Origin of the sequence: Oceanibaculum sp., from assembly GCF_022449305.1 — a bacterium.
Lineage (GTDB): Bacteria > Pseudomonadota > Alphaproteobacteria > Oceanibaculales > Oceanibaculaceae > Oceanibaculum > Oceanibaculum indicum.
In genome coordinates this window covers 25879-47221 of record NZ_JAKUSO010000020.1, presented here as the reverse complement: position 1 = coordinate 47221, position 21343 = coordinate 25879, and the positions used below count along the sequence as shown (strand labels likewise).

Annotated in this window: 19 protein-coding genes; 16 read left to right on the top strand and 3 right to left on the bottom strand. The window is 65.6% G+C overall.

The features are described 5' to 3' along the window. Window positions 1–6 precede the first annotated feature (6 nt). Window positions 7–903 carry an ABC transporter permease gene (locus MK313_RS08480; RefSeq protein ID WP_287780855.1) on the top strand — a complete coding sequence of 299 codons (897 nt, stop codon included), beginning with the start codon at window positions 7–9 and terminating at the stop codon, window positions 901–903. Continuing rightward, window positions 900–1700: an ABC transporter permease gene (locus MK313_RS08475; RefSeq protein WP_287780854.1), complete on the top strand. Its 801-nt coding sequence runs from the start codon at window positions 900–902 to the stop codon at window positions 1698–1700. Before MK313_RS08480 ends, MK313_RS08475 begins: the two co-directional genes overlap by 4 nt. A 44-nt stretch (window positions 1701–1744) precedes the next feature. Here the strand turns inward: MK313_RS08475 and MK313_RS08470 are convergent, their stop codons facing one another. Beyond that, a complete protein-coding gene (locus tag MK313_RS08470) occupies window positions 1745–2956 on the bottom strand; it encodes an NnrS family protein (RefSeq protein WP_287780853.1) in 1212 nt (403 codons plus the stop codon). A gap of 94 nt (window positions 2957–3050) precedes the next feature. Between MK313_RS08470 and MK313_RS08465 the strand changes: the two genes are divergently transcribed. Next, entirely contained in the window at window positions 3051–3488 is a 438-nt protein-coding gene (locus tag MK313_RS08465) for an Rrf2 family transcriptional regulator (RefSeq protein WP_287780851.1), read from the top strand. Here the strand turns inward: MK313_RS08465 and MK313_RS08460 are convergent. Further along, window positions 3481–4176 (bottom strand): cyclic nucleotide-binding domain-containing protein, encoded by a 696-nt coding sequence (locus tag MK313_RS08460; RefSeq protein WP_287780850.1) that lies wholly within the window; start codon window positions 4174–4176, stop codon window positions 3481–3483. The genes MK313_RS08465 and MK313_RS08460 overlap by 8 nt on opposite strands. Window positions 4177–4423: 247 nt before the next feature. Between MK313_RS08460 and MK313_RS08455 the strand changes: the two genes are divergently transcribed. From MK313_RS08455 to MK313_RS08420, 8 genes are read left to right on the top strand one after another with little or no spacing between them, the layout of a single operon-like run. Then, on the top strand, window positions 4424–7162 hold the full coding sequence (locus MK313_RS08455; protein ID WP_287780849.1) for a nitrate/nitrite transporter: 2739 nt from the start codon (window positions 4424–4426) through the stop codon (window positions 7160–7162). Between the two features lie 36 nt (window positions 7163–7198). Then, window positions 7199–10963, top strand: coding sequence for a nitrate reductase subunit alpha (locus tag MK313_RS08450; protein WP_287780848.1), 3765 nt, complete (start codon window positions 7199–7201; stop codon window positions 10961–10963). Continuing rightward, complete coding sequence (gene narH / locus MK313_RS08445) at window positions 10960–12486, top strand: nitrate reductase subunit beta (RefSeq protein ID WP_287780847.1); 1527 nt, start codon at window positions 10960–10962, stop codon at window positions 12484–12486. Before MK313_RS08450 ends, narH begins: the two co-directional genes overlap by 4 nt. Then, window positions 12486–13181 carry a nitrate reductase molybdenum cofactor assembly chaperone gene (narJ, locus tag MK313_RS08440; RefSeq protein ID WP_287780846.1) on the top strand — a complete coding sequence of 232 codons (696 nt, stop codon included), beginning with the start codon at window positions 12486–12488 and terminating at the stop codon, window positions 13179–13181. Before narH ends, narJ begins: the two co-directional genes overlap by 1 nt. A gap of 33 nt (window positions 13182–13214) precedes the next feature. Beyond that, on the top strand, window positions 13215–13916 hold the full coding sequence (gene narI, locus MK313_RS08435) for a respiratory nitrate reductase subunit gamma (RefSeq protein ID WP_287780845.1): 702 nt from the start codon (window positions 13215–13217) through the stop codon (window positions 13914–13916). Between the two features lie 13 nt (window positions 13917–13929). Further along, window positions 13930–14787, top strand: coding sequence for a peptidylprolyl isomerase (locus tag MK313_RS08430; RefSeq protein WP_287780844.1), 858 nt, complete (start codon window positions 13930–13932; stop codon window positions 14785–14787). Between the two features lie 9 nt (window positions 14788–14796). Continuing rightward, entirely contained in the window at window positions 14797–15111 is a 315-nt protein-coding gene (locus MK313_RS08425) for a hypothetical protein (protein ID WP_287780843.1), read from the top strand. After that, window positions 15108–15734, top strand: coding sequence for a hemerythrin domain-containing protein (locus tag MK313_RS08420; RefSeq protein WP_287780842.1), 627 nt, complete (start codon window positions 15108–15110; stop codon window positions 15732–15734). The genes MK313_RS08425 and MK313_RS08420 overlap by 4 nt, the downstream gene beginning before the upstream one ends. Window positions 15735–15830: 96 nt before the next feature. Here the strand turns inward: MK313_RS08420 and MK313_RS08415 are convergent, their stop codons facing one another. Then, a complete protein-coding gene (locus MK313_RS08415) occupies window positions 15831–16295 on the bottom strand; it encodes an AAC(3)-I family aminoglycoside N-acetyltransferase (RefSeq protein ID WP_416054117.1) in 465 nt (154 codons plus the stop codon). 208 nt (window positions 16296–16503) lie between these two features. Between MK313_RS08415 and MK313_RS08410 the strand changes: the two genes are divergently transcribed. The 5 genes from MK313_RS08410 (at window position 16504) to MK313_RS08390 (ending at window position 21328) form a co-directional block, all read left to right on the top strand. Further along, a complete protein-coding gene (locus MK313_RS08410) occupies window positions 16504–17571 on the top strand; it encodes a LacI family DNA-binding transcriptional regulator (RefSeq protein ID WP_287780839.1) in 1068 nt (355 codons plus the stop codon). After that, the gene (locus tag MK313_RS08405; protein WP_287780838.1) at window positions 17568–18590 is read left to right on the top strand and encodes an ABC transporter substrate-binding protein; all 1023 of its coding nucleotides are present in this window, start codon (window positions 17568–17570) and stop codon (window positions 18588–18590) included. The genes MK313_RS08410 and MK313_RS08405 overlap by 4 nt, the downstream gene beginning before the upstream one ends. Before the next feature lie 73 nt (window positions 18591–18663). After that, window positions 18664–19488, top strand: coding sequence for an ABC transporter permease (locus tag MK313_RS08400; protein WP_008942901.1), 825 nt, complete (start codon window positions 18664–18666; stop codon window positions 19486–19488). Window positions 19489–19493: 5 nt separating this feature from the next. Then, window positions 19494–20285 (top strand): ABC transporter permease, encoded by a 792-nt coding sequence (locus MK313_RS08395; RefSeq protein ID WP_287780837.1) that lies wholly within the window; start codon window positions 19494–19496, stop codon window positions 20283–20285. Window positions 20286–20287: 2 nt separating this feature from the next. Next, window positions 20288–21328, top strand: a complete 1041-nt coding sequence (locus tag MK313_RS08390; protein WP_287780836.1) for an ABC transporter ATP-binding protein — start codon at window positions 20288–20290, stop codon at window positions 21326–21328. Window positions 21329–21343: the final 15 nt, after the last annotated feature.

Here is a 21343-nt window from a genome sequence, read left to right as displayed (position 1 = left end):
GCTGCGATGTCCCGATCCACCACGATATCTGTAAACGCCAAAGCTGGCGGAACTGTGCGCCGTCGCCTGCCGCTGGCGCAGGCGCTGCTGCTGGCCCCAGCCCTGCTGCTGCTAGCCCTGTTCGCCATCAGCGTGGTGCAGATGGTGGCCACCTCCTTCACTGGCAGGGATGGCTTCACGCTGGCGCTGTATCAGGAATTCTTTTCCCGGCCGGACTATATCGAGATTTACCTGCGCACCATCGGCGTGTCCTTTCTGGTGACGTTCTTCTCGATCCTGATCGGCTATCCCATCGCCTTCGGTATCTGGCGCTACAAGGGCAACCGCAACCACCTGATGATCCTGGTGATCCTGCCCTGGCTGGTCAGCATCGTGGTGCGCACCTATGGCTGGATCGTGATCCTGGGGCCGCGCGGGCTGATCAACGAATTTCTTGGCTGGGTCGGGGTGATCGACTCGCCGATGCGGCTGATGTTCAACACCACCGGCGTGGTCATTGGCCTCGTGCATGTGCTGGTGCCGTTCATGATCATCTCGATCCTGTCGGTACTGCTGCATCTCGACCGCAAGCTGGAGGAAGCCAGCATGAGCCTAGGCGGCCGGCCGCTCTACACCTTCTGGCGGGTCACCCTGCCGCTGTCGCTGCCGGGCATCATCTCCGGTGCGATGTTGGTCTATCTGATGTCCACGGGCGCCATCGTCACGCCGATCCTGCTGGGCGGCGTGCAGGACCGGATGATGGGCACGCAGATGTACCAGGAGGTGATCCAGACCTTCAATTTCCCGAAAGGCTCAATGCTGGCCTTCCTGCTGCTGCTGGCCGGGCTGGCCGTGATCCTGCCGGTGCAGGCGCTGGAGCGGCGCCTGTCGGCGGCGATGGGAACTGAGGGGAGGCAATCATGACCGCCATCCGCTGGAATCAGGTCGGGCTGTGGAGCCTGCTGCTGTTTCTGCCGGCCCCCATCGTCATCGTCGTCGCCGCGTCTTTCAGCGAGGCCGGCTATATCCGCTTTCCGCCCGGCGCCTTGTCGCTGCGCTGGTATGTGGAGTTCCTGACTGATGCGCGCTGGATGCAGGGCTTCGCCACCAGCCTGCTGCTGGCCGCAGCCGGTGCCGTAATCAGCAGCCTGGCGGCGTTTCTGGCGGCGCTGGTCGTCACGCGGCGGCGGAGCCGGTTTTCCAGCTTTTTCGAGACGGCGGTGCTGACGCCGATCCTGTTTCCGCATGCCGCGCTGGGCGTGGCGATGCTGGCGCTGGTGTCGATGTTCCATGTCTATGGAAGCTTCGCCGGTCTGTTGCTGGCGCACTGCATCATGACGCTGCCCTATGCCTACCGGCCGATCTCGGTCAGCCTGCGCAAGCTGGACAGCGCGATGGAGGAGGCGTCGATGAGCCTTGGCGCGCGGCCGTGGGAGACCTTCTGGCGGGTGACCTTTCCGCTGGTCCGCCCCGGCCTCATCACTGCGCTGCTGTTCAGCTTCATCCTGTCCTTCGACGAGGTGACGGTGACCATGTTCCTGGTCGGCCCGCACGTCACCACCCTGCCGGTGCAGATCTATTCCTTCATCCAGGAAAGCGGTACGCCGGTGGTGGCCGCCATCTCCACCACGCTGGTGCTGTTCACCCTGCTGATGGTGATGCTGCTGGAGCGGCTGGTGGGGCTGGAATTCTTCGTCGAGCCGGACCGGGGGCGGGCATAGGCGGGCACGCCCCTACAGCCCTTCGGGACGGTTACCAGACATCGTCAGCCCGGTCGGCCATCAGCGCGGGGTCCGGTCAGGATCGGCCCATAGACAAAGAGGAACAGCGCGAACGCCGTCATCCACAGCAGCCCGGCGGCGGCGACGGAGGGCAGCGTCTGTGCCGGAAACAGCGCCGGCCCGAAGACCCGGATGGTGGCTCCCGCCGTCAGCAGCACATAGCTGATGGCGGTGGCCGGTGCTGCCCGCAGGGCCCGGCCGGTATGGCCCAGCGTGGCGCGGGTCATCACCGCCAGGATCATCGTGCTGAACCCGCCGAAGGTCAGTGCATGCAGCCAGTTCATGCCGATCTCCATCCCGCCCAGCAGCCACAGCGCCTTCAGCGTCAGACCGACCGGTATCCATAGATAGCCGACATGCAGTACCCAGAGCAGCGGATCGCGCAGGGTGCGATACCCCTTCCACAGGCCGAGCCGCACGCCATTGAACAAGGCGGCCAGCGCTGCCGCGATGCCGGCGGCTGTGCTGCCGGGCAGGGCGAGGTCGGCGGCCAGCACCCCCAGCACTGACAGCAGGCAGGCGATTTCCAGCGCGCGCGGCTGCGCGATCTCCACCGGCCGGCCGAGGCGCCGCAAGGTGCTGAGCGTGAAGGAGGGCACGATGCGCCCGCCGATCAGCACGACCAGCAGCAGCGTCAGATTCATCGCCAGCATCTGACCGGCATGGGCGGTATCCATGGTGATGCCTGCCCGTTCCAGATGGACGAGCAGATTGGCCGCGGCAAACACAATCAGCACCGCGAGGATCGGCAGGTTGCGGTAGTTCCTGCCGCGCAGCAGATGGCGTCCGATGATCGCGGCGAGCGCCGGCAGGAAGGCGAGGTCAAGGGCTGCTGCTGCCAGCGGGTCGAACGGAAAGAGCGGCGACATCGCCCAGCGCCCGGCCAGCCAGAGCAGGGTGAGGGCGATCAACAGCGACCGGCTGAAGCCGCCGCGCCCGGTCCAGTTCGGCACGGCAGTCAGCAGGAAGCCGGCAATGGCCGCCGTGACGAAGGCGAACAGCATCTCATGCGCATGCCAGGACAGGGCGCCCGGCCCCTCCGATGGCCAGAGCCCATGGGCGAAGGCCAGCAACCAGGCCAGTACGCCGAACAGGGCGAACAGCCCGGCCAGCAGGAAGAAGGGACGGAAGCCATATTCGAACAAGGCGAAACGCCGGATCGGCCGTTCCGCCTGGGCAGGGAAGGCGGCTGACATGGCGCTCTCCGCTGGTTGCGACAAAAGATGTATAGTATATGTATCTTATGGCGAATCACAAAACAAGCGCCTTTGATGCATCTTTGGAGGGCCAATGCGGCTGACCGTTCACACCGACTACGCGCTGCGCATGCTGATCCATCTGGGGCTGCTGGAAGGCCGCACCGGGACCATCGACGCGGTGGCGGAAGCCTATGGCATCTCCCGCAATCACCTGATGAAGGTGGCGCACCGGCTGGGCCGGGAAGGATTCGTCGAGACGATCCGGGGGCGGGGCGGCGGGTTGAGGCTCGCCCGGCCGGCTGCCGAGATCCGGATCGGCGATGTCGTGCGGGCGACCGAGGAGGATTTCGCGCTGGTCGAATGTTTTCCGCCGCTGCACAGGGCGTGCGCCATCACCCCGGCCTGCACGCTGCGGCATGTGTTCGCGGAGGCGCTGGACGCCTATTTCGCGGTGCTGGACCGTTCTACGCTGGCGGACCTGCTGGAGAACCGGCCGCAGCTCGCCGCATTGTTGCGGATTGCTATATAAGCGGGTCGTCGATCAGCGGGTTGGGCTGCGAGAAATCGGTAAGCGCCTCCATATCCTCCAGCCGGATAATGTTGCCTTCCACCCGCACGCCCAGATCGCGCAGGGTGGAGAAGGCACGCGACAGGTTTTCCGGCGTCATGCCAAGCCGTGATGCCAACACGCGCTTTTCCATCGCCAGCCGGACCGTTCCATCGTCCGAGAGCCGGCCCTGCGCCAGCAGCCAGTTGGCGAGGCGTTCGCTGCTGGTGCGCAGCTTCTGGTTCTTCAGCTCCTTCACCACCCGGCGATAGCCGGTCGCCAGCTCGCCGACAATCGACAGCATGAAGGCCTTGTCCTGCTGCATCGCCTGGCGGACCGCCTGGGCCGGGATCATCAGAATGCGGGAGCGGGAGATCGTGCGGGCCGACTGCAGATAGACCTGGTCCTTCAGCACGGCGGCCAGGATGAAGGTGCTGACCGGGCGCACGAAGCTGATCGTCGTCTCCCGCCCGCCGGAGGTTCCGAACATCTCCACCAGCCCTTCCAGCACGACATGCAGGAAATCGGCGGGGTCATTCTCGCTGATCAGCAGCACGCCCTGGGGAAAGCGCTGCAGGAAACTGATCTTTATCAGCGCCTCGAAGGTCTCCGGCATGCAGTCCCGGAATAGCGGCAGATTACGTATGGCATCGACATCGTCTGGTTGCATGACCCATTCCCGTCAGACCGAGAGGTCTGTCTCAATAGTTGATAAATGTTAAGTCACAGTTATTTATTTGTCAATTCACAGTATGATTAAATATATCTGAGTATGTATTGTCTTCTTATTTTCATTTCACCATTAAAAATGGCGCCGATAGTTGATCCAGGTCAAAGATGGTTTTACCCTGATCAACGATTAGTCATGGCGCGGAGCAGATATCCGCTATCCAACGACCCTGGATTTGGGGGCAGCCATGAACGACCTCGCCACTGTCAGCCGCGGCGATCAGACCCGCGCGCTAGGTATAAGTACCCTGGCCTTCACCGTCTGCTTCGCGGTGTGGACGATATTCTCCATCATCGGTGTGGGCATCCGGGAGCAGCTGGGGCTGAGCGATACGCAGTTCGGGCTGCTGGTCGGCACGCCGATTCTGACCGGGTCACTGACCCGCATCTTCCTCGGCATCTGGACCGACCAGTATGGCGGCCGCATTGTCTATGTTCTGGTGATGGTGCTGGCGGCGGCGGCGACCTTCCTGCTGTCCTACGCCGACACCTACGAGATGCTGCTGCTGGCAGCACTTGGCGTGGGGCTGGCCGGCGGTTCCTTCGCGGTGGGCGTCGCCTATGTCTCGCGCTGGTATCCCAAGGAGAAGCAGGGCACCGCGCTTGGCATCTTCGGCGCTGGCAATGTCGGCGCGGCGGTTACCAAGTTTGTCGCCCCCTTCGTGATGGTCGCCTATGGCTGGGAGATGGTGGCGCAGGTCTGGGCCATCGCCCTGCTGGCCTCCGCCGCGATCTTCTGGTTCACCACCAGCGACGATCCGGCCCTGGTGGAGCGGCGGCGGCGCGGGGTCAAGGCGCGCGGTGCGCTGCTGGAGCTGGCACCGCTGAAGAACCTGCAGGTCTGGCGCTTCTCGCTCTACTATTTCTTCGTGTTCGGCGCCTTCGTTGCGCTGGCGCTGTGGCTGCCGCGCTATCTGGTCGGCGTCTATGGCATGGACATCAAGTCCGCCGGCATGCTGGCCGCCTTCTATTCCGTGCCGGCCTCGCTGTTCCGAATCTATGGCGGCGTGCTGTCGGATAAGTACGGCGCGCGGCGGGTGATGTACTGGACCTTCGGGGTCTCGGTCGTCTGCCTGTTCCTGCTGTCCTATCCGGCGACCGACTATGTGGTGCACGGCATCACCGGCGACATCTCCTTCACCCTGGCGATGGGGATCGTTCCCTTCGTCGCGCTGATCTTCGTGCTGGGCTTCTTCATGAGCCTCGGCAAGGCCGCCGTTTACAAGCACATCCCGGTCTATTACCCGAACCATATCGGCGCGGTTGGCGGGCTGGTCGGCATGATGGGCGGCCTTGGCGGCTTCATCCTGCCGATTGCCTTCGGTGCAATGAACGACCTGACCGGCATCTGGACCAGCTGCTTCATGCTGCTGTTCGCGCTGGTCGCCACTGCGCTGGCCTGGATGCACCTGTCGATCCGGCGGATGGAGCGCGAGGTCGCCGATGCCGAGCTGCGCAAGCTGCCGGAACTGCCAGAGATGCGCGAAATCCACACCGCGAAGGAAGTCGGCGCCCTGGGTCCGAGCCTGATCGAGGATTGGCGGCCCGAGGACAAGCAATTCTGGGAAGAAAAGGGCCGAAAGATCGCGCAGCGTAATCTCTGGCTGTCGATCCCGTCGCTGCTGCTGTCCTTCGCGGTCTGGATGGTGTGGTCGGTGGTGGTCGCCAAGCTGCCGCTGATCGGCTTCGCCTTCACCACGGACCAGCTGTTCTGGCTGGCAGCGCTGCCCGGCCTGTCGGGCGCCACCTTGCGCATCTTCTATTCCTTCATGCCGCCGATGTTTGGCGGGCGGCTGTGGACGACGCTGGCCACCTGGTCGCTGATCGTGCCGGCGCTGGGCATCGGCTTTGCCGTGCAGAACCCGGGGACACCCTATCCGCTGTTCGTCCTGCTGGCGCTGCTGTGCGGCTTTGGCGGCGGCAATTTCGCCTCTTCCATGGCCAACATCTCCTTCTTCTTCCCGAAGGCGGAGAAGGGCAACGCGCTGGCGCTGAATGCCGGTCTCGGCAATCTCGGCGTGTCGGTCGTGCAGTTCGTGGTGCCGCTGATTATCACCGCCGGCGTGTTCGGCTTCATCGGCGGCGCGCCGCAGCAGGTGGCGAACGCGAACACCCAGCTCTGGCTGCAGAATGCCGGCTTCATCTGGGTGCCGTTCATCGTCGCCTCGGCTTTCGCCGCCTGGTTCGGCATGAACGACATCGCCAGCATGAAGGCCTCCTTCGCGGAGCAGGCCGTGATCTTCCAGCGCCGGCACAACTGGTACATGTGCTGGCTCTATACCGGCACCTTCGGTTCCTTCATCGGCTATTCGGCGGGCTTCCCGCTGCTGATGAAGCTGCAGTTCCCGCACATCGACGCGCTGCAGTTCGCCTTCCTTGGCCCGCTGGTCGGCGCGCTGTCGCGCTCGGCGACCGGCTGGGTATCCGACAGGTTCGGCGGCGGGCGCGTCACGCTATGGGTGTTCGTGGCGATGATCGTGGCGGTCCTGGGCGTGCTGTACTTCCTGTCGATCAAGCAGCATCCGATGGCGTTCTGGGGCTTCTTCGCCATGTTCATGGTGCTGTTCTTCGCCACCGGCGTGGGCAATGCCTCCACCTTCCAGATGATCCCGGCGATCATGCGCCGCGAGATTGACCGGCTGATGCCCGGCGCGGATGCGCTGGCCAGGCAGCGCCAGGCGGACAAGGAATCGGCGGCGATCATCGGCTTCACCTCCGCTGTTGCCGCCTATGGCGCCTTCTTCATCCCGAAGAGCTATGGCTCCTCCATCGCGTTGACCGGCGGACCGGAAGCCGCGCTGTGGGCCTTCGCCATCTTCTACGCCACCTGCGTGGCCCTGACCTGGGCGGTCTACACCCGCAAGGGCGGGCTGCTGCATGACATCGAACGCGGCCGCCGCGCGCCAGCCGCCACACCCGCCGAATAGGCCCAACCGCCGAACGCGAGATCGGAGCGTATAGCTATGAGCCATTTCCTCGATCGCCTGACCTTCTTCAAGAAGAACGTCGATAGTTTCTCCAACGGGCACGGCATCCGCACGGCGGAGGACCGCAGCTGGGAGGAGGGCTACCGCAAGCGCTGGCAGCACGACAAGATCGTGCGTTCCACGCATGGCGTGAACTGCACCGGGTCGTGCTCCTGGAAAATCTATGTGAAGGGCGGGATCGTCACCTGGGAAACCCAGCAGACCGATTATCCGCGCACCCGGCCCGACCTGCCGAACCATGAGCCGCGGGGCTGTTCGCGCGGCGCCAGCTATTCCTGGTACCTGTATTCTGGCAACCGGGTGAAGTACCCGCTGGTGCGCGGCCGGCTGCTGAAGCTGTGGCGCGAGGCACGGATGATCCGCACGCCGGTCGCCGCCTGGGCCTCCATCGTCGAGGACCCGGAGAAGCGCAAATCCTACACCTCCATCCGCGGCCATGGCGGCTTCGTGCGCGCGAAATGGGAGGAGGTGAACGAGATCGTCGCCGCCGCGAATGCCTATACCGCGAAGACCTATGGCCCCGACCGGGTGATCGGCTTCTCGCCGATCCCGGCCATGTCGATGATCTCCTACGCGGCGGGCTCGCGCTACCTGTCGCTGCTGGGCGGGGTGTGCATGTCATTCTACGACTGGTACTGCGACCTGCCGCCGGCCAGCCCGCAGACCTGGGGCGAGCAGACCGACGTGCCGGAATCGGCCGACTGGTACAATGCGGGCTTCATCATCGTCTGGGGCTCCAACGTGCCGCAGACCCGCACCCCCGACGCGCATTTCTATACGGAGGTCCTCTACAAGGGTACGAAGAGCGCCGTCGTCTCCCCCGACTATGCCGAGGCGACCAAGTTTGCCGATATCTGGCTGAACGTGAAGCAGGGCACCGACGCAGCGCTGGCCATGGCGATGGGCCATGTCATCCTGCGCGAATACCACCTCGCCCGGCAGGTGCCCTACTTCCGCGACTATGTGCGGAAATACACCGACATGCCGATGCTGGTGAAACTGGTCGAGAAGGACGGCCGGCTGGTGCCTGACCGCATGCTGCGCGCCGCCGATTTCGAGGGTGCGCTGGGCGAGGCCAACAATCCGGACTGGAAGACCGTCGCCATCGACGAGGCCACGGGCGAGATCGTCTCCCCGCTGGGTTCCGTCGGCTATCGCTGGGGCGAGCAGGGCAAGTGGAACCTGGAGGAGAAGGACGGCCAAGGCCGGGACACGCAGCTGCGCCTCAGCCTGGCCGGCGAGGGCAGCGAGATCGCCTCGGTTGCCTTCCCCTATTTCGGCGGCCGGGCGACCGAATATTTCGTGAAGACCGACCATGGCGAGGTGCTGGAGCGCAACCTGCCGGTGCGCAGCCTGACGCTGAAGGACGGCGAGGCGAAGGTCGCCACCGTGTTCGACCTGCTGTGCGCCAATTACGGCATCGACCGCGGCTTCGGCGGCGGCCATGTCGCCAGCGATTATGACGAGGATGTGCCCGGCACGCCGGCCTGGGCGGAGAACATCACCGGCGTGAAGCGCGACGCCATCATCGCCGTCGCGCGCGAATTCGCCACCAACGCCGAGAAGACCGATGGCCGCTCCATGATCATCATCGGTGCGGCGATGAACCACTGGTACCACATGGACATGAACTACCGGGGTGTCATCAACATGCTGGTGTTCTGCGGCTGCGTCGGCCAGTCGGGCGGCGGCTGGTCGCACTATGTCGGGCAGGAGAAGCTGCGCCCGCAAACCGGCTGGCAGCCGCTGGCCTTCGCGCTGGACTGGGGCCGCCCGCCGCGCCAGCAGAATTCCACCTCCTTCTGGTACGCGCACAGCGACCAGTGGCGCTACGAAACGCTGTCGGTGGGCGAAATCCTGTCGCCGACAGCGCCGGAGGGCGACTGGTCGGGCAGCCTGATCGACTACAATGTCCGGGCCGAACGGATGGGCTGGCTGCCTTCCGCGCCGCAGCTGAAGGTCAACCCGCTGACCATCGCGGCCAAGGCCACGGCGGCGGGGATGGAGCCGAAGGACTATATCGCCAGGGGGCTGAAGGATGGCGCGCTGGAACTGTCCTGCCACGACCCCGACGATCCGCAGAACTGGCCGCGCAACCTGTTCGTCTGGCGCTCCAACCTGCTGGGCTCCTCCGGCAAGGGACACGAATATTTCCTGAAGCATCTGCTGGGCACGCAGCATGGCGTGCAGGGCAAGGATCTGGGCCAGGAAGGGCGCGCCAAGCCGCAGGAGGTCGTCTGGCACGAGGACGGGCCGGAGGGCAAGCTGGACCTGCTGGTGACGCTGGATTTCCGCATGTCCACCACCTGCGTCTATTCCGACATCGTGCTGCCGACCGCCACCTGGTACGAGAAGAACGACCTCAACACCTCCGACATGCACCCCTTCATCCACCCGCTGTCGGCGGCGGTCGATCCGGTGTGGGAATCGCGCTCGGACTGGGACATCTATCGTGGTATCGCCAGGAGCTTCTCCGAGGTGGCGCCGGAGGTGCTGGGCGTCGAGCAGGATGTGGTGCTGACGCCGATCCTGCACGACACGCCGGGCGAGATGGCCCAGCCCTATGATGCGAAGGACTGGAAGCGCGGCGAGATTGAGCCGATCCCCGGTCGGACCATGCCGCAGGTGACGGTGGTCGAGCGCGACTATCCCAACCTCTACAAGCGCTTCACCGCGCTCGGCCCGCTGATGACCAAGATCGGCAATGGCGGCAAGGGTATCTCCTGGAACACTGAGCATGAGGTCGCGCATCTGGCGGCGCTGAACGGCGCCGTCACCGAGGAGGGGCCGACCAAGGGCCTGCCCCGGATCACGACCGACATCGACGCCGCCGAGGTGATCCTTATGCTGGCGCCGGAGACCAATGGCGAAGTCGCGGTGAAGGCCTGGGGCGCTTTGTCCAAGGCGACAGGGCGCGACCACACGCACCTGGCCCTGCCGAAGGAGGACGAGAAGATCCGCTTCCGCGACGTGCAGGCGCAGCCGCGCAAGATCATCTCCTCGCCGACCTGGTCGGGGCTGGAGAGCGAGAAGGTCTGCTACAACGCCGGGTACACCAACGTGCATGAGCTGATCCCCTGGCGCACGCTGACCGGCCGCCAGCAGCTCTACCAGGATCACCCCTGGATGCGGGCCTTCGGCGAGGAGCTGGTGACCTGGAAGCCGCCGGTGGACCTGAAGACCATCGCGCCGGTGAAGGGCAAGCGCGAAAACGGCAACCCCGAGATCGTGCTGAACTTCATCACGCCGCACCAGAAATGGGGCATCCACTCGACCTATACCGACAATCTGCTGATGCTGACGCTGAATCGCGGCGGCCCGGTGATCTGGGTCAGCGAGGCCGACGCCCGGCAGGCCGGTATCGAGGATAATGACTGGGTCGAGCTGTTCAATGCGAACGGCGCGCTGACCGCCCGCGCTGTGGTGTCGCAGCGGATCAATCCCGGCATGGTGCTGATGTACCACGCGCAGGAGAAGATCGTGAACACGCCGGGCTCGGAGATCACCGGCCAGCGTGGCGGCATCCATAATTCGGTCACCCGCACGGTGCTGAAGCCGACGCACATGATCGGCGGCTACGCCCAGCAATCCTACGGCTTCAACTATTACGGGACGGTCGGCTGCAACCGCGACGAGTTCGTCGTGCTCCGCAAGATGAGCAGCGTCGATTGGCTGGAACAGCCGCTCGACACTGCCGCTCCGTTCCCTGCTCACACCAACGCCAAGGAGGCGGCAGAATGAAAATCCGCGCTCAGATAGCCATGGTGCTGAACCTCGACAAATGCATCGGGTGTCACACCTGCTCGGTCACCTGCAAGAACGTCTGGACCAGCCGCGAGGGCATGGAATACGCCTGGTTCAACAATGTCGAAACCAAGCCCGGTATCGGCTACCCCAAGCAGTGGGAGAACCAGAAGGTCTGGAACGGCGGCTGGCGGCGCAAGGCCAACGGCAAGATCGAGCCGAAGATCGGGCCGAAATGGCGCATCCTGGCGAAGATCTTCGCCAATCCCGACCTGCCGGAAATCGACGATTACTACGAGCCCTTCACCTTCGATTACGGGCATCTGCAGACGGCAGCCGAATCGAAGGCGATGCCGACCGCAAGGCCGCGCTCGCTGATCTCCGGCGAGCGGATGGAGAAGATCGAATGGGGGCCGAACTGGGAGGAAATCCTGGGCGGCGAATTCTCCAAGCGATCCAAGGATGTGAATTTCGAGGGCATCCAGAAGGAGATTTACGGCCAGTTCGAAAATACCTTCATGATGTACCTGCCGCGCCTGTGCGAGCATTGCCTGAACCCGACCTGCGCCGCCGCCTGCCCGTCGGGGGCGATCTACAAGCGCGAGGAGGATGGCATCGTCCTGATCGACCAGGACAAGTGCCGCGGCTGGCGGATGTGCGTCTCCGGCTGCCCCTACAAGAAGATCTATTACAACTGGTCCTCGGGCAAATCGGAGAAGTGCATCTTCTGCTTCCCGCGTATCGAGGCCGGCCAGCCCACCGTCTGTTCGGAAACCTGCGTCGGGCGCATCCGCTATCTCGGCGTGCTGCTGTATGACGCTGATGGCATCGAGGCGGCGGCCAGCAAGGCCGACGAGAAGGACCTCTATCAGGCCCAGCTCGACCTGTTCCTCGACCCGAATGATCCGAAGGTGATCGAGCAGGCGCGCGCCGACGGCATCCCGGAAAACTGGCTGGAGGCCGCCCGCCGCTCGCCGATCTGGAAGATGGCGATGGACTGGAAGATCGCCTTCCCGCTGCATCCCGAATACCGCACCTTGCCGATGGTCTGGTACGTGCCGCCGCTGTCGCCGATCCAGTCGGCCGCTGCTGCAGGCCAGATGGGAGTGGACGGCGGCATGCCGGATGTCCGCTCGCTGCGCATTCCGCTGAAATACCTCGCCAACATGCTGACCGCCGGGGACGAGGCGCCGGTGGCACTCGGCCTGGAGCGCATGCTGGCGATGCGCGCCTACATGCGGGCCAAGACGGTGGACGGCATGCTCGACGAGCGGCTGGCCGAGAAGGTCGGGCTGACCGGCGCCGAGATCGAGGAGATGTACCGGATCATGGCGATCGCCAATTACGAGGACCGGTTCGTCATCCCGACCGCGCATCGCGAGACCAGCGAGGATGCCTATCAGTTGCGCGGCGGCTGCGGCTTCTCCTTCGGCAATGGCTGTTCCGACGGCCAGACCGCCACCAGCCTGTTCGGCGCGCCGCAGAAGCCGAAGGCGAAGACTCCGATGGAGGTGCGGTGATGAAAAGCTTCAAGGCACTGTCCGCCCTGCTGACCTACCCGTCGGAGGAACTGGTCGCCGCCATCCCGGATATCCGCGCGGTGCTGGCGGCGGAGGGACAGGTGTCCCGGCGCGCGCTGAACGCGTTGGAGCCCCTGCTCAGCGGCTTCGAGACGGCGGAGCTGTACGATCTGCAGGAGCGCTATGTCCTGCTGTTCGACCGCTCGCGCAGCCTGTCACTGCACCTGTTCGAGCATGTGCATGGCGAGAGCCGGGACCGCGGGCAGGCGCTGGTCGATCTGGCCCAGCTCTATGACCGGCACGGCTTCTTCATCGTCGCCAACGAACTGCCGGACTTCCTGCCGCTGTTCCTGGAATTCCTGTCCACCCTGCCGCCGGGCGAGGCGGTGGCGCTGCTGGGCGAGACGGTGCACATCCTGGCGGTGCTGCGGCAGCGGCTGGAAAAGCGCGAGAGCCTCTATGCCCCGGTCTTCGCGGCGCTGGAATCGCTGTCTTCAGTGCGGGCAGACCCACGGGCAGCGGCCGAGGCAGCGGCCAGCGACGTGATGCCGGACGATCTGGCTGCCCTCGATAAGGAGTGGGAGGAGGCAGCCGTCACCTTCGGTCCCGGCGAGATGACCGACGATTGCTCGCTTACCCGCATAAAGACCCAGGTGCGCGCCGCCCGGCGCAGCCCGGCCGCCCCGGCGGTCTGAGCCCGGTGGCCTGAGAAAGAGGGAGAGATTTCGATGGAATCGACGCTCAATCACATCCTGTTCGGCTGGTACCCCTATCTCTGCCTCGGCGTGTTCCTGCTGGGCAGCCTGATCCGCTTCGACCGCGAGCAATATTCCTGGAAGACCGGCTCCAGCCAGCTCTTGCGCCGGCGCCAGATGATGTGGGGCTCCAACCTGTTCCATGTCGGCATTCTGGTGATCTTCCTGGGCCATGCCGGCGGGTTGTTGACGCCGATCTGGATTTTTGATGCCATCGGCATCAGCCATGGCGCCAAGCAGATTCTGGCCATCGTGGTCGGCGGCATCGCCGGGGTGGCCTGCTTCATCGGGCTCAGCCTGCTGATCCACCGCCGGCTGTTCGACCCGCGCATCCGCCGCACCTCCAGCTTCGGCGACATCGCCGTGTTGCTGCTGCTCTATGCCCAGCTGATCCTGGGGCTGGCGACGATCTTCATCTCGCTGGGCCATCTCGATGGCGAGGAGATGGTGAAGTTCATGAGCTGGGCGCAGGGCATCCTGACGCTGCGGCCGGACGCCGCCACCTACGTTGCCGATGTCCACCTGATCTTCAAGGCGCATCTGCTGCTGGGGATGACGGTCTTCCTGATCTTCCCCTTCACCCGGCTGGTGCATGTCTGGAGCGCCCCGGTCTGGTATCTGGGGCGGCAGGGCTATCAGATCGTGCGCACCCGCGGCGGCGCGCGGCCGGTCTGAGGAGGAGGCGAGCATGAGCATGTCTGAACAGAAAACCACCCCGAAGCCCGGTACTGCGCCGCGCCGGCGCTTCGCCCCGGTCACGGTATCGGTGAACGGGGTGGAAATCACCGCTGCCGCCATCGCGCGGGAGGCGCAGAACCACCCGTCCGACGATCCCGACATGGCCTGGAACCAGGCGGTGCGGGCGCTGACGATCCGCGAATTGTTGAGCCAGGAAGCCGCGCGTCAGGGCATCGTGGCGGAACCGCTGACCGACGATGAAGGCCGCCGCGAGACGGTGGAGGAGGCGGCGCAGCGCATGTTGCTGGAAGGCGCGCTCAGCCTGCCGGTGCCCGACGAGGAAAGCTGCCTGCGTTATTACCGGCAGAATCAGGCGCGGTTCCGCAGCCCGGCTTTGTATGAGGCGGCGCATATCCTGTTCACCGCCGACCGCCGCGACAAGGCGGCGTTTGCCGGGGCGCTGGAGAGGGCGCGCGGCGCCATTGCCGAATTGCGCTCTGACCCGGCCCGCTTCGCCGACATGGCGAAGGCGCTGTCCGATTGCCCGTCCGGCCAGGTCGGCGGGTCGCTGGGCCAGATCGGCCCCGGCGACACCACGCCCGCCTTCGAGGCGGCGCTCACCCGGCTGGAGCCGGGCGGGATGTCGGCCGAGCCGGTGGAGACCCCCTACGGCGCGCATGTCATCCGGCTGGATCGCTGTATCGAGGGCCGCACGTTCCCGTTCGAGGCGGTGCGCGAGAAGATCGCGGATTATCTGGCGGAAGCGGTCTGGCGCCGGGCGGCGGCGCAGTATGTGTCGATCCTGGCGGGGCAGGCGGAGATCACCGGCGTCGATCTCGGCGCCAGCGCGACGCCGCTTGTGCAATAGGGGCGCCTCATGTTCGGCGATCTGATCCAGCATCTTCACCGGCCCGATGTCGCGGCGGCGGCTCTTGCGTCGCTGCCGGATCCGGACCTTGCCCGGCGCGTCGAGGCGGCGGCGGAGGACGCCGGGCTGGATACGCCGGATTATGTCGCCGCCCTGGTGCGGGGATTCATGGACCATGCCGATGATGATCGCTGGCTGCAGATCGTCGGGGTAATGGGGAAGTCGCCCGATCCCGGCCTTGCCGCGCTGGAGGCGATCCTGCGCCAGGCCGTGGAGCATGAGGCCACGCATCATGCTCAGCCAACCGGCGGACGCCGGCTATGAGCACGCTGGCGGCGGTGCCGGAGGCCTATCTTGCGGCCCTGCCGGCGCACCTTCTGGCCTCGCCGCTGGATTTCATCCTGGCCGATCATCTGCGCCAGCGGGTGCTGTGCAGCCTGCTTGACCGGCTGGCCACACGCCCGCGCTTCGAGCCCGACCTTGCCCGCGAGGTGCTGGCGCATATCGAAACCGACATGGCGATCCATGTGATCGACGAGGAACAGGATCTGTTCCCGCTGCTGCGCCGCCGCGCCGTGCCGGGCGACCAGCTGGAGCCGGTGCTGGGGCAGCTCTCCACCGAACATGCCGAGGATAGCGCGCATGCCGGCCTTATCGTCGCCGGGTTGCAGGCCGCGCTGGACAGCCGGCAGGACGCGCTGGACGCGCCGCTGCGAGCCGGGCTGAGCCGTTTCGCGGCATCCCAGCGCCGGCATCTGGCGCTGGAAAATGCCGTCGTCATGCCGCTCGCCCGGCAGCGGCTGTCGCCTACTGACCTGACGGCGCTGGGCGGGCGCATGGCAGCCCGGCGGGGTATCTTGCTGACGCTTGAGGCGGTGGGCCCGGCTCGCCAGTTTTCCAGGGGCGGCGGTGCTGATGCCAATGACGACACGGCATTCCGTGAATAGAAAACCAGTATCGAGGCGCGAGCGATTGCAAGTCTTGGTGGTGTCGCGATCTCCCACTCAGAATTAACGCCGCTGAGTCAGTGGCCCGGCGGCACCCTAGGCTGTGGCAGCTTTCTGTACCGGGATGTCGAAATGCATCACATCCTCGCGTGTGCCCAGCTTCGTGTAGAGCGCGACAGCGGGGTCATCCCCATAATCGGCCTGGACATAGATCACCCATGTCCCGCGCCCAGCCGCAATTTCCTGTAATTTCCCGATCAGCGCGGTGGCGATCCCCTGTCGGCGATACGCCTCGGTGACCGCCAGATCGTAGATGTAGATCTCGCTGCGTGCCTGTTCGAACTTTTCCAGCTCGTAGGCAACGAGACCGCCGACTACCTCGCCCGCATCTACGGCGACCAGCACGAACACATGATCCTTGGACAGAAGGCGCGTCAGATAGGCGTCGGAAGGCGGCTTGGCCGCATAGCTTTCCTGGTCGTCGAAGGCCGTAGCAAAAACGATGTTCAGCTTTCGAAAAAGCGCTTCGTCTCCTGCTGCCAGTCGCTGAATTTCAATCATCGTTTGCTTACCGTGTTTCAGGCCCTGAATAGTCGCATGTTGGCGTGCCGATTCCATGTGACAAGCGCGGCACGCTGGAAAGCAGGAATGTGGCATGACGAACAGCACCCTGGCATTTGTATGAAAACGTTTACACCGCTGTAACCGTGGCGTCACACGGCGCTGTCATGGTGTGTCGGTCATTCACCGGAGACCGGACCGCCGCCGCATGCGCAAGACACCCACCATCCGCGATGTTGCCCGTGTGGCCGGCGTGTCCATCGCCACCGTGTCGCGGGTCATCAACGGCACCGGGCCGGTGGCCGCCGACCGGGCCGAGGCGGTGCGCGCGGCAATGGTGGAGATCGGCTTCCGCCCGAACGCCATCGGCCGGCAGCTGAAGACCAGCAGCAGCCGCACCATCGGCATTCTGGTGCCCTCGCTGTTCAATCCGGTCTTCGCCGATTCCGTGCAGGGTTGCCAGGAGGCGGCGGGTGCTGCCGGCTATGCCACTCTGCTGGCTGCCACCGATTACGATCCGGGCCGCGAGCGCAGCGCCGTCGAGGCGCTGTTGGCCAACCGCGTCGAGGGGCTGGTGCTCACCGTCGCCGATGCGGCGGAGAATGAGACGCTGGACATGCTGGATGCCGAGGGCGTGCCCTATGTGCTGGTCTATAACCAGCCGGCTGCCGGTGGCCGCCCGGCGGTGACCATCGACAACCGCCGCGCCATGGCCGATCTGGTGCGCTACCTGATCGGCCTCGGCCACCGGCGCTTCGCCATGATCGCCGGCTCCTTCACCGCGTCCGACCGGTCGCGCCTGCGCTTCGAGGGCTTTGCCGATGCGCTGCGCGAAGCCGGCCTGCCGCCCGGCCTGCTGCTGGAGGTGCGGTTCGACGATACCGAGATGGCGCCGCTGCTGGCCGGCCTGTTCAGCGGGCGCCCGGCGCCGACGGCGCTGGTCTGCACCACCGACCTGCTGGCGCTGGCGGCGATCCGCTCCTGCCGCGCACTGGGGCTGCAGGTGCCGCGCGACCTCACCGTCACCGGCTTCGACGGCATCACGCTCAGCGCGCTGACCAGCCCCAGCCTCACCTCGCTGGTCCAGCCCAGCCATGCCATGGGCCAGCAGGCGGTGGCACAACTGCTCGGCCGTCTCGGCGCCGGCGCCAGTCCGCGCCAGATGATCCTGCCGCACCAGATCCGGCCCGGCGAGTCGGCGGCACCGCCGTCGTCTGCCCGCCGGGCGGATGTCATCCCGCTCCGCCCAACCGCCATAAAAGGAGAGAGTTCATGAGTGCCCGCCATATCCTGGCCGCCGCCGCGCTGGCCGTCACCGCCATTACCGGGGCTGCCGCCTGGCAGCCCGCCGCCGCTGAAGGCAATGCGATCTGCTACAACTGCCCGCCGGAATGGGCGGACTGGGCCTCGCAGCTGAAGGCGATCAAGGAGAACACTGGCATCGCCGTGCCGCACGACAACAAGAATTCCGGCCAGACCCTCTCGCAGTTGCTGGCCGAGAAGGCCAACCCGGTCGCCGACGTCGCCTATTACGGCGTGTCCTTCGGCATCCAGGCGGCCAAGGAAGGCGTCGTGCAGCCCTATAAGCCGGCCGGCTTCGACGAGATTCCCGAAGGTCTGAAGGACCCGGCGGGCAACTGGTTCACCATCCATTCCGGAACGCTGGGCCTGATGGTGAATGTCGATGCGCTGGGCGGCAAGCCGGTCCCGACCTCCTGGAAGGATCTGCTGAAGCCGGAATATAAGGGGATGGTCGGCTATCTCGATCCGTCGAGCGCCTTTGTCGGCTATGCCGGTGCCGTCGCCATCAATGGCGCGATGGGCGGCAGCCTGGAGGATTTCACCCCCGGCATCGCCTTCTTCAAGGAACTGATGAAGAACGATCCGATCGTGCCGAAGCAGACCTCCTACGCCCGCGTGCTGTCTGGCGAGATTCCGATCCTGATCGATTACGACTTCAACGCCTACCGCGCCAAGTACAAGGACAAGGCCAATGTCGCCTTCGTCATCCCGGCGGAAGGCTCGGTGGTCGTGCCCTATGTCATGAGCCTGGTGAAGGGCGCGCCGCATGCGGCGAACGGCAAGAAGGTGCTGGACTTCGTGATGTCCGACAAGGGCCAGGCACTGTGGGCCAACGCCTTCCTGCGCCCGGTGCGTGCCAGCGCCATGTCGGCGGAAGCGGCGTCGAAGTTCTTGCCGGCGGCAGACTATGCCCGCGCCAAGCCGGTGGACTACGCCAAGATGGCCGAGGTGCAGAAGGATTTCGGCGCGCGCTATCTGGCGGAAGTCCGCTAAAGACTGCGCGTCCGTGGCGGCGGGGTCGCTCCAGCCCCGCCGCCATCGCCTTTTCCGTCCGGAACCGGTCTCCATGTCAGACAAACGCGACAATTTCCTGCTGGCGATGCTGCTGGCCCCGGCGCTGCTGGTGTTCTGCGCCTTCTTCCTGCTGCCCATCGGCCGGCTGGCGCTGGCGGCGGGAACCGGGCCGGACGGCCTGTCGGCCTATGCCGCGATCCTGACCAACCCGCGCTATCGCGAAAGCCTGATCGCCACCGTGCTGCTGTCTGCCGGGGTGACGCTGGCGACGCTGGTTCTGTGCGCGGTGTGCGGCCTGTTCCTGGAACGCAACCGCTTCCCCGGCCGTGCCGTGCTGATCGGCATCATGACGCTGCCGCTGTCCTTTCCCGGCGTGGTGGTCGGTTTCCTGGTCATCATGCTGGCCGGACGGCAGGGGCTGATCGGCGACCTGACCCAGGCGCTGAGCGGCTCTAAGCTGGTCTTCGCCTATTCGATGGCGGGGCTGTTCCTGGGTTATCTCTATTTCTCCATCCCGCGCGTCATCCTGACCGTCATGGCCTCCGCCGGGAAGCTGGACCGAAGGCTGGAGGAGGCGGCGCGCTCGCTGGGCGCCTCCACCTTCGCCGTTACCCGCGACGTCATCCTGCCCGGCCTGCTGCCGGCGCTTCTGTCGTCGGGCGCGATCTGCTTCGCGACCTCGATGGGCGCGTTCGGCACCGCCTTCACCCTGGCGACCAACATTGATGTGCTGCCGATGGTGATCTATACGGAGTTCACGCTACACGCGAACATCGCCATGGCGGCGGCGCTGAGCCTGATTCTCGGCCTCATCACCTGGGCGGTGCTGGCGCTGGCCCGGACGGCGGCCGGCAGTTCCGTTGCGGCGGCGGGGTGAGCGCGATGAACCGCCCCTTCCTGTTCGCGGTGCAACTGGCGCTGACCCTGCTGGTCGCGGCCTTCCTGGTGGTGCCGGTGCTGATGTCGATGCTGGCCGGCGTCACGGTGAATTTCTTTCAGGGCATCAGCAGCGGCCTGACGCTGCGCTGGGTGTGGCAGGTGCTCGACCTCTATGCCGACACGCTGGCCCTGTCGCTGGGGCTGGCGCTGGCCTGCCTTGCCTGCACCCTTATCCTCGGCGTGCCGGCGGCCTATGCGCTGGCCCGCCGCCCGTCGCGGCTGACCCGGCTGATCGAGGAGCTGCTGGTGGTGCCAGTCGCCGTGCCGGGCCTCGCCACCGCGCTGGCGCTGCTGATAGCCTATGGCGGCTTCCGGGAATTCCGCACCAGCGCTGCCTTCATTCTGGTCGGGCATGTGCTGTTCACCCTGCCGTTCATGATCCGCGCCGTGCTGGCGGTGCTGTCCTCCATCGATCTGAAGACGCTGGAGGAGGGTGCGCGCAGCCTGGGCGCCAGTTTCCCGCAGCGTTTCTTCGGCGTGATCCTGCCGAACTGCCGGTCGGGCATCCTCGCCGGCTCGCTTATGGTGGTGACGTTATCCATCGGGGAATTCAACCTGACCTGGATGCTGCACACGCCGCTGACCAAGACCCTGCCGGTCGGGCTGGCCGACAGCTATGCCTCAATGCGGCTGGAGATCGGCAGCGCCTATACGCTGATCTTCTTCGTGATGATCCTGCCGCTGCTGCTGGCGATGCAGGCCCTGTCGCGCCCGCGCCGGCGCAAGGAAACCTAAAGATGACAATGACCGGAACCCGTATCCGCCTGGCCGGCTGCGCCAAGACCTTTCCCGATGCCACCCGCGCGCTGGAGCCGCTGGACCTGGAGGTCAATGCCGGCGAGACGCTGGTATTCCTCGGCCCCTCGGGCTGCGGCAAGACCACGACCCTGCGGCTGATCGCCGGACTGGAAATGCCGGATGCCGGCGGGCGTATCCTGTTCGGCGATGAGGATGTGACGGCGCTGCCCATCGAGAAGCGCAATGTCGGCATGGTGTTCCAGTCCTATGCGCTGTTCCCGAATATGAGCGTCGCAGGCAATATCGCCTATGGGCTGAAGATCAGGCGCGTGCCGGACTCCGACCGCCGCCGCCGTGTTGCCGAGATGCTGGAGATGATGCGCATCACGGAGCTGGCCGACCGGCCCATCGACCAGCTGTCCGGTGGCCAGCGGCAGCGCGTCGCGCTGGCCCGGGCGCTGGCCGTGGAGCCGCGCGTGCTGCTGCTGGACGAGCCGCTGACGGCGCTGGACGCCAAGCTGCGCGAGGATCTGCGGCTGGAGATCGACCGGCTGTTGCGGCGCCTCGGCATCACCGCGATCTATGTGACGCACGATCAGGCGGAGGCGATGGCGCTGGGCGACCGCATCGTCGTCATGAGCAAGGGACGGGTGGCGCAGATCGGCCGTCCGCGCGATATCTATCTGAAACCCGCCGACCGCTTCGTCGCCGATTTCATCGGCTCCATGAACCGGCTGTCCGGCAGGGCGCGCAACGGCCTGCTGGAACTGCCCGGCGGCAACCTGCCCTGGGCCGGCCCGGACGGGCCGGTCGAAGCGGCGCTGCGTCCGGAATCGTTGCGGCTTGCGGAAGAGGGCATGGCTGCCCTGACCGGTACGGTGATCTCCGCCTTCTTCCTTGGCGACCGCCAGCGGCTTATTGTCGGGGGCGCAGCGCCGGAACCGCTGATTGCCGATGTACCCAACCGCATCGAGATCGCGTCCGGCGATGCTGTACGCCTGACCTTCGATGCCGACGCCCTGATCCCGCTTTCCGATTAATTTCCAACCAGGACC

Coding starts and splice junctions, on each gene's coding strand:
- MK313_RS08480 (WP_287780855.1), top strand. CDS start 7: ATGTCCCGATCCACCACGATATCTGTAAACGCCAAAGCTGGCGGAACT.
- MK313_RS08475 (WP_287780854.1), top strand. CDS start 900: ATGACCGCCATCCGCTGGAATCAGGTCGGGCTGTGGAGCCTGCTGCTG.
- MK313_RS08470 (WP_287780853.1), bottom strand. CDS start 2,956: ATGTCAGCCGCCTTCCCTGCCCAGGCGGAACGGCCGATCCGGCGTTTC.
- MK313_RS08465 (WP_287780851.1), top strand. CDS start 3,051: ATGCGGCTGACCGTTCACACCGACTACGCGCTGCGCATGCTGATCCAT.
- MK313_RS08460 (WP_287780850.1), bottom strand. CDS start 4,176: ATGCAACCAGACGATGTCGATGCCATACGTAATCTGCCGCTATTCCGG.
- MK313_RS08455 (WP_287780849.1), top strand. CDS start 4,424: ATGAACGACCTCGCCACTGTCAGCCGCGGCGATCAGACCCGCGCGCTA.
- MK313_RS08450 (WP_287780848.1), top strand. CDS start 7,199: ATGAGCCATTTCCTCGATCGCCTGACCTTCTTCAAGAAGAACGTCGAT.
- narH (WP_287780847.1), top strand. CDS start 10,960: ATGAAAATCCGCGCTCAGATAGCCATGGTGCTGAACCTCGACAAATGC.
- narJ (WP_287780846.1), top strand. CDS start 12,486: ATGAAAAGCTTCAAGGCACTGTCCGCCCTGCTGACCTACCCGTCGGAG.
- narI (WP_287780845.1), top strand. CDS start 13,215: ATGGAATCGACGCTCAATCACATCCTGTTCGGCTGGTACCCCTATCTC.
- MK313_RS08430 (WP_287780844.1), top strand. CDS start 13,930: ATGAGCATGTCTGAACAGAAAACCACCCCGAAGCCCGGTACTGCGCCG.
- MK313_RS08425 (WP_287780843.1), top strand. CDS start 14,797: ATGTTCGGCGATCTGATCCAGCATCTTCACCGGCCCGATGTCGCGGCG.
- MK313_RS08420 (WP_287780842.1), top strand. CDS start 15,108: ATGAGCACGCTGGCGGCGGTGCCGGAGGCCTATCTTGCGGCCCTGCCG.
- MK313_RS08415 (WP_416054117.1), bottom strand. CDS start 16,295: ATGATTGAAATTCAGCGACTGGCAGCAGGAGACGAAGCGCTTTTTCGA.
- MK313_RS08410 (WP_287780839.1), top strand. CDS start 16,504: ATGCGCAAGACACCCACCATCCGCGATGTTGCCCGTGTGGCCGGCGTG.
- MK313_RS08405 (WP_287780838.1), top strand. CDS start 17,568: ATGAGTGCCCGCCATATCCTGGCCGCCGCCGCGCTGGCCGTCACCGCC.
- MK313_RS08400 (WP_008942901.1), top strand. CDS start 18,664: ATGTCAGACAAACGCGACAATTTCCTGCTGGCGATGCTGCTGGCCCCG.
- MK313_RS08395 (WP_287780837.1), top strand. CDS start 19,494: ATGAACCGCCCCTTCCTGTTCGCGGTGCAACTGGCGCTGACCCTGCTG.
- MK313_RS08390 (WP_287780836.1), top strand. CDS start 20,288: ATGACAATGACCGGAACCCGTATCCGCCTGGCCGGCTGCGCCAAGACC.